This is a genomic window from Krasilnikovia sp. MM14-A1259 (assembly GCF_047159535.1).
Taxonomy (GTDB): domain Bacteria; phylum Actinomycetota; class Actinomycetes; order Mycobacteriales; family Micromonosporaceae; genus Actinoplanes.
This window is the reverse complement of the sequence record NZ_BAAGAJ010000002.1, coordinates 1,337,010-1,348,286: the sequence shown is the minus strand read 5'-3', so window position 1 is coordinate 1,348,286 and position 11,277 is coordinate 1,337,010. Positions and strand designations below refer to the sequence as shown.

9 protein-coding genes are annotated in these 11,277 nt (G+C 73.6%); 2 read left to right on the top strand and 7 right to left on the bottom strand.

The window, feature by feature from the left end; genetic code table 11:
• Nucleotides 1-124: 124 nt before the first annotated feature.
• Genes ACMCNK_RS05730 through ACMCNK_RS05705 form a run of 6 tightly spaced genes read right to left on the bottom strand, consistent with a single transcriptional unit; the run spans nucleotide 125 to nucleotide 8,489 of the window.
• On the bottom strand, nucleotides 125-736 hold the full coding sequence (locus ACMCNK_RS05730) for a GNAT family N-acetyltransferase (RefSeq protein WP_412735356.1): 612 nt from the start codon (nucleotides 734-736) through the stop codon (nucleotides 125-127).
• On the bottom strand, nucleotides 733-3,663 hold the full coding sequence (locus ACMCNK_RS05725; protein ID WP_412735355.1) for an amino acid adenylation domain-containing protein: 2,931 nt from the start codon (nucleotides 3,661-3,663) through the stop codon (nucleotides 733-735). Before ACMCNK_RS05725 ends, ACMCNK_RS05730 begins: the two co-directional genes overlap by 4 nt.
• Nucleotides 3,660-4,691 (bottom strand): NAD-dependent epimerase/dehydratase family protein, encoded by a 1,032-nt coding sequence (locus ACMCNK_RS05720; RefSeq protein ID WP_412735354.1) that lies wholly within the window; start codon nucleotides 4,689-4,691, stop codon nucleotides 3,660-3,662. The genes ACMCNK_RS05725 and ACMCNK_RS05720 overlap by 4 nt, the downstream gene beginning before the upstream one ends.
• The gene (locus tag ACMCNK_RS05715) at nucleotides 4,688-6,574 is read right to left on the bottom strand and encodes a fatty acid CoA ligase family protein (RefSeq protein ID WP_412735353.1); all 1,887 of its coding nucleotides are present in this window, start codon (nucleotides 6,572-6,574) and stop codon (nucleotides 4,688-4,690) included. Before ACMCNK_RS05715 ends, ACMCNK_RS05720 begins: the two co-directional genes overlap by 4 nt.
• A complete protein-coding gene (locus tag ACMCNK_RS05710; protein WP_412735352.1) occupies nucleotides 6,547-7,437 on the bottom strand; it encodes a 3-oxoacyl-[acyl-carrier-protein] synthase III C-terminal domain-containing protein in 891 nt (296 codons plus the stop codon). The genes ACMCNK_RS05715 and ACMCNK_RS05710 overlap by 28 nt, the downstream gene beginning before the upstream one ends.
• A 2-nt stretch (nucleotides 7,438-7,439) precedes the next feature.
• Nucleotides 7,440-8,489 carry a 3-oxoacyl-ACP synthase III family protein gene (locus tag ACMCNK_RS05705; RefSeq protein WP_412735351.1) on the bottom strand — a complete coding sequence of 350 codons (1,050 nt, stop codon included), beginning with the start codon at nucleotides 8,487-8,489 and terminating at the stop codon, nucleotides 7,440-7,442.
• Nucleotides 8,490-8,607: 118 nt separating this feature from the next.
• Here ACMCNK_RS05705 and ACMCNK_RS05700 point away from each other — a divergent pair, with 118 nt between their 5' ends.
• The gene (locus ACMCNK_RS05700; protein ID WP_412735350.1) at nucleotides 8,608-9,180 is read left to right on the top strand and encodes a TetR/AcrR family transcriptional regulator; all 573 of its coding nucleotides are present in this window, start codon (nucleotides 8,608-8,610) and stop codon (nucleotides 9,178-9,180) included.
• Between the two features lie 111 nt (nucleotides 9,181-9,291).
• Nucleotides 9,292-9,915, top strand: coding sequence for an RraA family protein (locus ACMCNK_RS05695; protein WP_412735349.1), 624 nt, complete (start codon nucleotides 9,292-9,294; stop codon nucleotides 9,913-9,915).
• Nucleotides 9,916-9,951: 36 nt separating this feature from the next.
• Here ACMCNK_RS05695 and ACMCNK_RS05690 read toward each other — a convergent pair whose 3' ends face one another.
• On the bottom strand, nucleotides 9,952-11,202 hold the full coding sequence (locus ACMCNK_RS05690) for a glycoside hydrolase family 6 protein (protein WP_412735348.1): 1,251 nt from the start codon (nucleotides 11,200-11,202) through the stop codon (nucleotides 9,952-9,954).
• Nucleotides 11,203-11,277: the final 75 nt, after the last annotated feature.

Genomic DNA, 11,277 nt, shown 5'->3' with positions numbered 1-11,277 from the left:
CCCGCGCTTCGGCCCGCTGACCCGCGCTTCGGCCCGCTGACCCGCGCTTCGGCCCGCTGACCCGCGCTTCGGCCCGCTGACCCGCGCTTCGGCCCGCTGATCCGCCGCGCGGGCGCGCCGGGGTTCAGGCCGCTCCGGCGGGCCGGCGCATCCGCCGGAAGCCGTCCAGCGCGCTGCCCGCGGGCGCGGGCCGTTCCCCGGTGACCACCCAGCCGAGCCGTTCGTAGAGGTGCTGGGCGCGCGGGTTGGTGTACGACACGTCGAGCTCGACCGCGGCCAGCCCGCGCGCGGCTGCCAGCGCCCGCGCGTGCTCCATCATCGCCGCCCCGTAGCCGCGGCCGCGCGTTTCCGGCGTTACGCACAGGTTCGCGAGGAACAGGCTGTCCGGCCCGGGCGGCGCGAACAGCCGCGCCAGCCCGGCCGTGCGGCGCACCGCCCGCGCCAGGGCGCGCGGCCCGAGCACCGCGGCCGACCGCAGGGTGTGCAGGCTCAACCGCCGGTAGTCGCGCCCCCGGTACGCGGTCAGTGTCGCCACCACCTGCCCGTCGCCGCTCAGCGCGACCAGCTGGTACGGGTGCCCGAAGACCCCCTTGCCCTGCAGGAAGTCGCGGCGCACCACCACGGACGCGCTGTCGCCGAAGGTCGCCGCGAGGAGCTCGGGGGAGGAGCCGAGCATCAGCGGCACCACCGCGTCGACGTCCGCCGCCGTGGCCGGCCGGATGTGCACCCCGCTCATGCCGCACCGTTGTCGACGGCCACCGTGTCCCCGGTCGCTGCATCGCCGGTCGCCGTTGTGGCGGCCAGCGCCGCGCTCAGCGTCGCGGGCGTCGGGTTGCGGATCACCGCGCCGGCCAGTGTGTCGCGGGTGGACGGATCGGGCAGTTCCGCGGCCAGCACCGCGAGCATCTCGATCATGGAGAGCGAGTCCCCGCCGAGCATGTGGAAGTCGCTGTCCGGCCCGATCATGGCTGGATCGAGCCGCAGGATCCGCGCCCAGATCCGGCACACCTGCTCCTCGATCTTTTCGCGGCCGGTCCGGCCGCCCGCGGGCGTGCGCTGCGCGGGCGCGATGCCGCGCCGCGTGAACGGGTCCGGCAGGGCCCGGACGTCGATCTTCCCGTTGGTGGTCTGCGGCAGTTCCGCGACCACGACGACCGCGGCGGGCACCATGTATCGCGGCAGGCGCCGCGCCAGGTGGTCGCGGACGTCCTGCTCGGACACCACCTCCCCGATCACGTACGCGCACAGCACCGGATCGGCCCCGGCGCGTGGTGCCCGGCCGGTCACCACGGCCCGTTCGACCCCCGGGTACGCCTCCAGCGCCGCCTCGATCTCGGCGGGCTCGATCCGGTGCCCGTGGATTTTCAGCTGCTCGTCCGTACGGCCGAGGTATTCGAGTACGCCGTCGCGGATCCGGGCCAGGTCGCCGGTCCGGTAGACGCGGGTGCCGTCGGCCAGCCGTACGAAACGGTGGTGGTCGAGGTCCGGCCGCCCGCGGTAGCCGCGGGCGAGCTGGGTGCCCGCCAGATGGATCTCGCCGGTCTCGCCCGGCGCGACGTGCCGCCCGTCGCCGTTGAGCAGGAACACGGACGTGTTGGCGACCGGGCGCCCGATTGGCACCGCCGTCCCGGTGTCGCGCGTGGGGTCGAAGACGTGCACGACGCAGCCGATCGTCGCTTCGGTCGGCCCGTACTCGTTGACGATCCGGCAGTCCGGCCCGAACGTGCGCTGCGCCGCGGCCGCGACCGGCCCGCGAAGCTGCTCCCCGCCGACGACCAGGGTGGTGATGCCGCGGGGGACCAGCCCCAGGCGGCCGATCAGGTCGAGGTGGGCCGGGGTGAGCTTGAGGGCGGTGGCGCCGGAGTGCGCCAGCATGTCGCGCAGGCTCTCGTGGGTCAGCTCGCCGGGCACGAGCGCCACGCTGCCGCCGGCGAGCAGCGGCAACAGGATCGCGGTGCCGGTCAGGTCGAACGCCAGCGAGGTGAACAGCGCGAACCTGGTCCGGGCGTCGACCCGGTACAGCTCGGCCGCCCAGGTGATGTAGTTGACGAGGCTGTGGTGCTCGATCTGCACACCCTTGGGCCGGCCGGTCGAGCCGGAGGTGTAGATGACGTACGCGAGGTCGTCCGGTGCGGCGTCGTCCCCGGCGGGCGGGGCGCCGCCGGTAGGCAGGTCTTCGAGGATCAGGTGCTCGATGCCGATCCGCCCGGCGTGGCGGCGCCCGAGCAGACACAGCGGGGCGCCCGCGTCGCGCAGGACGTCGTCGATCCGGGCGTCCGGGTGCTGCGGGTCCAGCGGCAGGTACGCCGCCCCCGCCTTGAGCACCCCGAGGATCGCCGCGACGGCCTCCACCGTACGGTCGGCGAGCAGCCCGACGACGGCGCCGCGGCCCAGTCCCCGCGCGCGCAGCGCGTGTGCCACCGCGTCCGCACGCGCGTCCAGGCCGGAGTAGCTGACCTCGCCGAAGCCGCCGGTGAGCGCCACGGCGTGCGGGGCGGCCGCCACCTGCCGGGCGAACAGGCCGGTCAGGGTCGCCGCGGGCACGGCGCGCCGGGTGTCGTTGCCGGCCCAGTGCCGGTGCGGCGCGAGCGCGGCCTCGATCGCGTCGAGCAGCGCCTCGGCCCGATCGGGCGGGCCGTGGTAGGCCACGGTCAGCTCGGTACGCCCGGGCGGCGCGGTGGCCACGATGGACAGCGGGGACAGCGGCGCGTGGGTCGGCAGGGAGTAGACCGTCGACGCCCGGAAGCCGTCGGCGCTGAAGTCGGCCGGGTCGACGCGGCCGAGGTGGGACAGGATGGCGGTGCACAGGTGCCGGTTTCCTGCCACCCGCAGTGACCGCGCGAGCAGGCCCAGCGGCAGCCGGTACGCGGCCCGTTCCGCGGCGCCCCCGACAACCTCGCGCCGCTCGACCAGGGCGCGCAGGATCTGCTTGTGCAGGGACTGCCACGCCTCGCCACCGCCGGTGGTGAGGAACACCGGCAGGCTCAGGTTGGCGGTGCTGCGCAGCGCCGGGTCGTGCCGGCGCAGGTCGACCGGCACCATGAAGCGGGACCGGCCGGTGCCGGTGAACGTCGCCACCGCCGCGGCGAGCTTCGCGACCAGCCCGGGGTGGTTGCCGTCGATGCTGCGGCGTGCCCAGCCCGGCGCGTCGGCCGGCGCGCCCACGGGGGAGCGCCAGCCCACGGTCATCCGGGGGCGGCGGCCCGGCGCGCCCAGCCGGTCGGCCAGGCCGTAGTCGGTGAGCGCCGCGGACGCACCCAGCGGCGGCTCGCCACGCAGTACGCGGAACACGTCCGCGGCCCAGGCCAGTACGCCCCGGCCGTCCATCACCGCGTGCGACACCCGGAACATCACCGCGCCCTCGGCGAGCACCACCTCGCACGTACGCTCGAGCGCGGCGTGGGCCCGCTCCGGCCACAGGGGACCGGATCCGGCGATCGACACGGGAGGCGCTTCGCCCGTGTCGACCCACATGCGTCCGCGCCGCGCGAGCCGGGCGCCGGGGCACGCGGCCGACGCCACCCGCACCGCCTCGGCCAGCGCCGCCGGGTCGAGATGCCCGTCGCCCTCGACGACCAGCTGGATCGCGAACGGTGGCATGATTCGCTGCCCGGCGAGGTACAGCCACTCGGTCGGCGACACGGGCCGCTGGAAGGCGCTCACCGCGCGTACCGGGTGAACGCGTCGACGCCGCCGATGCTGTCGACCCACTCGTGGAGCTGACGCAGGCCGGTCTGCTGATCCACGACGGGCGCGTACCCGAGATCGCGGGCCGCGGCGCTCGTGTCGTACGTGCTCGACCGGGTCAGCAGCGCCACCGAGTAGCGCGACAGCGGCGGCGAGTGCCGGTCCCGCAGGTACGGGATGCGCCACACCGTCTCGATCGCGGCGACCAGCACGTCGCGGACTCCGGCGGGCACGCGGCGGGTGGGCGGTGCCGCGCCGTACATGGCGGCCACCTCGGCGATCAGCGTCCACACGTCGCTGATCTCGGCGTCCGCGATGAAGTACGCCCGCCCCCCGGCCCGGTCCGAGGCGGCCGCGAGCAGGCACGCGTGCGCCGCGTTGGTGGCGTGGCACAGCGAGGCCAGCACGGTACGCCCGCCGGACAGGTCGGGCAGCCGTCCCGCACGCAGCTTGGCGATCAGACGGGGCATGAAGCCGTGCCAGTCGCGTGGCCCCCAGATGCCGCGCGGCCGCAGCGCGCACGTGGTGAAGCCGGGCTCGTTCGCGGCCAGCACGAGGCGTTCCGCCTCCGCTTTGGTCCGCGAGTACAGGTTCAGGTACGTCGCCGGGTACGGCGTGCTCTCGTCGATGTCGAGCTGGTCGCCGCCGTCCATCACCGCGCTGGGGCTGCTGACGAACACGAACCGGGACACCCCGCCGGCGCGGGCCGCGGCCAGCAGCCGCTCGGTGCCGGCGACGTTGGTGTCGTGGAACTGCGCGGGGCTGCCGTGGTCGGTCACCCGGGCCGCCGAGTGGATCACCACGTCCACCCCGGCCGTGGCCGCGACCAGCGACGCCGGGTCGGCCAGGTCGCCGCGGACCGGCTCGACCAGGCCGGCTCCGATGTCCATGGACAGGCTCGCGGTGGGACGCAGCAGGGCCCGCACGTCGTCGCCGGCCGCGACGGCCGCCTCGGCGATGTGCCCGCCGAGGAATCCGGAGGCGCCGGTCACCAGGATCTTCACGGCAGCCCCTTCCACCAGGTCGCGCCGAACACGACGGTCAGCGCGGCGGCCCGGCCTCCCGCGATGCCGGCCCGGGAGGCCCGGCGTACCGCGACCGGGATCTGCAGTCCGTGCGCCACGATGCTGAGGAACGCGTCGATCCACCACAGTGCCCACAACGCCGGGTGGGGCATCGGCCCGACCAGCCCGTACGCGAGGAAGGCCCAGCCGGCCAGCGGCACGAGCCGCGGCGCGAGCTCGCGCAGGCGGCGGGGCCGCAGCCGCCACGCGGCCCAGGCCGACAGGTACTCCCGGTTGATCTTGGCGTTGTGCCGGATGTCGACCGGGAACGACGGGTGGAACAGGAACTCGTCCAGCGGCTTGGTCACCGGCTGGCTCGCCGCGAGCTCGTGCAGCTCGTGGCGCAGCCGGTCGTGGTCGGTGACGCCGGGGCGCGGCTCGACGCACACCACCGGGCGGCCACCCGCGTCGACCAGGGCGGTGCGGTACACCTGCGGGTGGCTGTCGAGCACCCCTTCGCACTGCACGGTGTGCAGGTCGCCGACCCGCTGGCTCTTGCGCCCGCAGAACCAGATCCGGCCCGCGTCGTCGATCCAGCCGAGGTCGCCGGTGCGGTGCCACCGCCGGTCCCCGTCGGCGATCTTGGCGGCGGCGTCGGCCCGCGGCAGCCGGTGGTAGCGCGGGCTGACCGTGGGCCCGGCGATCGTGATCTCGCCGACCTCGCCGACCTCGCCGACCTCGCCGGGCGCCACCCGCAGGTCGTCGCGCCACACCGGCAGCGGTTCGTCGGTGACGCGCACGATGCGGACGTCCATCCCGTCCACCGGGCGGCCCACGCAGGTGCCCGCCCCGGCCCGGCTGCCGTCGTGGGTGTCGCGCAGGATCTCGCGGGACTCGATCGAGGCGATCGGCAGCGCCTCGGTCGCCCCGTACGTCGTGTGGAACTGCAGGCCGGGCCGGTGCAGCGTCTGCACCACCTCGTCGGAGACCGGGGCGCCGCCGGAGACCAGGGTGCGCAGCGTGGGCAGCGCGCGACCGGTGTCGCGCAGGTACCGGCCGAACGGGTCGAGCAGGGCGGGAGAGGCGAACATCGCGGTGACGCCGTACCGCTCGATCGTGTCGGCGATCGCTGCCGGGTCGGCGGCGCCCACCCGGGTCGGGTCGACCGGCGCGAGCACGCAGGTCGAGCCGATCAGCAGGTGCAGGACCCCGAACAGCGGCGAGGTCACCAGCGCCACGTCGTCCGGCGTCTGGCCGTGCAGCGCGATCACCTGCGCGACCATCGCCTCCAGGCCGCCGTGGGTCGACTCGACGCCCTTGGCCGGGCCGGTGCTGCCCGTGGTGAAACCGATCGTCAGCAGATCGTCCGGGCCGGGCCGTCCGGCGGGCGCCGGGTGCGTGCGCGCCAGCAGCGTACGCAGCGTCGCCCCGCCCCAGCCCCACCGCCGTCCCGCGGTGACCAGGATGCGCACCCCGGCGAAGGCGCGCCGGTTGAGCACTCGCACCACGTGGGCCACGCCGATGCCGATGAACGCCTCGGCCCCGGCGCTGCGGTAACAGTGCAGCATGCGGCGCACCCCCATGCCGGGGTCGACGACGACCGGCACCGCGCCGAGTTTGAGCAGCGCGAACAGCACCGGGTACAGCTCCAGGCCGGGGCGCAGCATCAGCACGGTCTTGGTGCCCTTGCGGATGCCGAGCGCGTGCAGCCCGGCCGCGTACGCGTCGGACCGCTCGTCCAGCTCGCGGAACGTGATCCGGCCGTGGCCGGGCTGGACGACCGCGTCCCGGGTGCCGTGGGCTTCGGCGTGGGCGGCCAGCCGGGCCGCCACGCCGGTCGTCGTCGCGAGCGCCATCAGCCGGCGCGGTGGTAGACCGAGCACGCCACGGACAGTCCCGCCCCGGCGGCCACGAACAGCACCTGCGGGTACGCCTGCGCCCGGCCCGCCTCGACCGCCTGGTGGTACGCGAGGGTCAGCGCGGAGGTGTGCGGGTCCCCGTCGACGTCCTGCACCGTGACCACGGCGGCGGGCGCGATGCCGAGCCGCCCGGCCAGCTCGGCCGCGAACGTCGGGGTCGGCTGCGAGGCGACCAGCAGCGTTTGCGACAGGTCGAGGCGTTCGGCGGTGGCGTAGCGCTGCGCCTCGGCAGCGGCGAACTCGACCAGACGCGCCGCGTAGTCCGGGTCGCGGCGCACCCAGATCATCTCGCGCCCCCGGGTGTCCACGGCGTCGAGGTCGGCGTACCCGACCACCCCGGGCGCGTCGGCGTCGGCGCTGGCGACGCTGACCCGGCCGAACCCGGCGCCCGGCTCGGCCGTACGCGACAGCAGCATCGCCGCGCCGACGCTCGCGTACCCGAAGCCAGGGTCGTGGCGGCCGGACGGGTGGGTGTCGCCGGAGACGACCAGGGCGAACTCGGCGTCGCCGGTGGTGAGGAATGCGTCCGCCACCTGCACCGCGTTGAGTACGCCGCAGGCGCCGTTCATCAGGTCGAACGACAGGGCCGGGGTGCCCGAGCGCAGGTAGTCGAGGTTGGTGCCGACGTTCTTCTGGATCAGCGCGGACATGGCGGGCTCGGCCATGTTCTCGTCGCGGTAGACGCCGACGTTGATGAGCACGTCGACCTTGTCGGGGTGGACCCGGGCCCGTTCGAGGCAGGCGGTGGCGGCGGCCGAGGCGCGGGCGATCGACCCGGACAGCCGCGGGTCGGCGTTCACCGCGGTGGAGGCGATGGCGGCGGGCATGGTCAGACCTCCAGGGAGCTGATGGTGGCGGAGACGCAGCCGGTGACCACGCCGGAGGCGGCCGGCACGAGCAGGTACTTGGCGCCCGGGCGCGCCTGGCCGCTGCGCAGGTGGTCGTGCAGGACCACGAAATGGGAGGTGGAGGACGTGTTGCCGTACTTCTCCACCACCGACAGCGACTCCGGCATGGCGGTGCCGAACGCGGCTTCGCCGTGCTTGTTGACGTTGCGAATGAACTTGCTGCCGACCTGGTGGTGCACGACGTAGTCGTAGCTCTCGTCGGCGAACGTCGTCCCGCGCTTGGCCAGGAAGTCGGTCTGGAACCGGCTCCACAACCGGGAGCGGTCCTCCTTGTGCATCTGGTGATTGTCGGTGTAGAGCGCGATCCCTTGGTTACGATCGCTCGGCTTACCTATGCACAAGTGTGAATATTCTGAGCAGGTCATCAGCTCGACGTAGTGGATCCGGTCGGTTTCCGAGGTGGACTCGTCCAGGATCACGGCCGCGCCGGAGTCGCCGACCGTCAGCGAGCCGAACTGCGGGTCGTACAGCTCGTTGATCTCCTTGACCGCGGTCTCCGCGATCGCGGTGATCCGCTCGCCGCTGACCACCAGGCCGTTGCGGACCACACCGGCTTTGATCATCCGGTCCAGGACCGCGACGCCGGTCAGCATCCCGGCGCAGGCGTTGGAGACGTCGAAGTGGATCGCCCGCCGGGCACCGAGCGTCCGGGCGAGCTGGTGCGCGAACGACGGCTCGAATTGGAAGACGTTGCCGCCGTGGTACCGGGTGATCGAGGCCGAGATGATGACGTCGAGGTCGGCCGCGGCGTACCGGGACCGGGAGAGGCAGTCCTCGGCTGCGCGCCGGGCCAGGACGAACGAGTCCTCGTACGAGTCCGGGCGCTTGTCGTGCACCCGGCGCTCGGCGATGCCCGTGATCTGCTCCAGGTCGAAGGGGGGCTGGTAGCTCATCTGTGCGACGAGGTCTTGGGTGGAGACGACGGTCGACGGCAGGTAGGCGCCGATCGACTCGAACCGGGTGTGGGTCACCAGAACCTCCGTGGTGAGGCGGGGCCACCCGGGGCGGCCGCGCTTGATCTCATCTAAGTAGACCGATTGATATAGTTTCCCTACCCGCTCAGCGGGGCAAGTCGGTGAGAGGTGTGTCATGCCGAGGCCCAAGTCGGACACCCGGGCGCGAATCATTGCCAGTGCGCGTACGCTGCTGCGCCGGCACGGCTATCACGGGACCGGCCTGACGCAGATCGTCGAGCACAGTGGAGCGCCGCGCGGATCGGTGTATTTCCTGTTCCCCGGTGGCAAGGAAGAAATCGCGGTGGCGGCGGTCGACGACTGGGCGATCGAGGTGGACCGGCTGATCCACGACCGTCTGGCGGACAGCCCAACCGCCCGGGCGTGGGCGGTTTCGATGGTCGAGCATTTCGCGCGCGACCTGCGCGAGTCCGACTTCACCGAAGGCCTGCCGGTCACCACGATCACGCTGGACTCGGTGCCCGCCTCACCGGCGCTGACCAGGGCGTGCCGGGCAGCCTACGACACCTGGCTGACCTCGGTCACGAACGGGTTGGTGACGTTCGGCGCCCCGGTCCGCCGGGCCTCCGGGCTGGCTGCCCTGATGCTGGCGACCCTGGAGGGGGCGGCGGTGTTGTGCCGGGCTTACCGCACCACCGGCCCGCTGGAACAGGTGGCTCCCTACGTGCTCGACCAACTGCCCGGGTGAGCACGATAGCACTCTAAACCTATGGGAATTGCGGTGAGCTGGCTCACGCCTGGCGCGCTGCGGCCTCGTGATGGAATGGCCGCACACCGACGACGATCCGCAGGAGGAACCATGGGTGAGGTCACCGGGTTCGCCGACATCCCGCCGACCACCCTGGCGGATGTGCTGAGCCGCGAGCAGGTCATGGACATCGGCATCCGCCCGCTCTGGACGCCGGTGCCGCGGATCGCCGGGCCCGCGTTCACCGTGCGCTGCGCGCCTGGCGACAACCTGATGCTGCACGCCGCCATCCACCGCGCGCAGCCCGGCGCGGTCATCGTCGTCGAGTCCGGCGACCTGGACTACGCGCTGGCCGGCGGCAACGTCTGCGCGGTGGCCCACCGGCGCGGCGTCGCCGCGTTCGTGCTGGACGGCGTGGCCCGCGACCTCGCCGAGATCCGGGAGATGGGCTTTGCGGTGTTCGCCCGCGGGGTCATTCCCATCCCCGGCACCAAGCAGGCGGCGGCGCCGCTGAACACCCGGATCCGGTGCGGCGGCGTCGACGTCGGGCCGGGCGACATCGTGGTGGCCGACGAGGAAGGCATCGTCGTCGTTCCCGCAGCCAGGGCCGACGAGGTCCGCGCCGCCGCCGAGCGCAAGCTCGCCAAGGACGCCGCGGAATCCCTCGACGACTGGGCCGCCGCCCACCGCATCCGCATCGACAAGGCGCTCGCCGAGGACGGTTACCAGGACTGAGGTGATCCCGGCCGGACCACCGCGCGGACCGGTCGGTCAGCGCAGCCGTGGGTCGGCCAGCCGGACCAGCTCGATCGCCTGCTGGGGGAACCAGGCGCCGGCGGCCGGGTCGGGCTGGTCGCCGCGGGCCGGGTCCAGCCCGGTGCCGGTGCCGCGGTCGCACTGGCCGTCCGACTCGCCCGGGACCTTGATCCAGAGGAACGCGTCGATCAGCGGGTCACCGGTACGGGTGGTCGGGCGCGCGCCGAGGCCACGGTCCGGCGGATTGCACCAGGTCATCGGGTCGGGCCAGGTGTTGCCGGCCGGCGGGGTCCACGAGCCCTGCCCGTTGCGGCTGGTGTCGACCACGAAATGGGACAGCCGGCCCGGTGCGACGTCGCCGACGTGGGCGTCGTACCACTGGTCGCTGAGCGTCCAGGTGCTGAAGTCCTTCGGGTCGGCCGGGTGGTACTGGCTGGCGCAGTCGCGGAACCGGCCCTGCGTCGATTCCTGCGTGCCGTAGTGGATGCACTTGGCGACCCACGTGCCGTACTTGCGCAGACGCTCGGTGGCCTCGAAGTTGGAGACGTTGAGGAAGAAGCCGTCGGCCCGCTGCACCCCGGCGCGCACGAGCCGGTCGGCGGCGTCGCCGGAGCTCAGCCAGTTGCTGTTGGTGCCGTCCAGGTAGACGCTGGTGTGCCGCAGCGCCTTGAACCGGTCCACCGCGTAGTTGAGCATCGCGAACCGGTCGCGCTGCGCGGTTGCCGGGTCGGCCTCGGCCGGCTTGCACCACTCCGGCTTGCCGTTGATGTCGGTGTACCACGGGATGATGCCCAGGCTGTCCGGTTCGAGCATCACCGCGGCCCGGCTGTCGCCGAGCCCGGCGGCGAACGCGTCGATCCACGCCCGGTATTCCGCCACGGTCCGCGCCCCGCCGGCGGAGTAGGCGCCGCAGTCGCGGAACGGGATGTTGTAGGCCACGAAGACCGGCATGCTCCGCGTACGGGCGGCGGCGCGGACGTGGTCCCGGACGACGCGGGTCAGCTCGGCGCCGGACAGCTGTGTCACCCAGACCGCCTGCGGGGTCTCGACCATGGTGGCGAGTTTGCGCGCGAGTCCCCAGTGGCCGGTGACGGCGAGCGAGCGGATCTGCTCGACCGCGCCCGGGTTCGGTGCGGGGGTGTAGAACCTGGCCCGGTCCGGGATCGCCGCGTGCGCCGGGGTGGCGGCGAATGCCGCTGCCGCGAGCGCCGCGACGGCCATGGCGGCGAGTGTGCGGGGCCCACGGCGTACGGGGGACGGCGCCACGGTGTCGCTCCTCTGTGGTCGGAGGGAGGCTGTGAGAGCGCTCCCATGCAGTGGGTGTGAGCGTGCCCGCTCGTG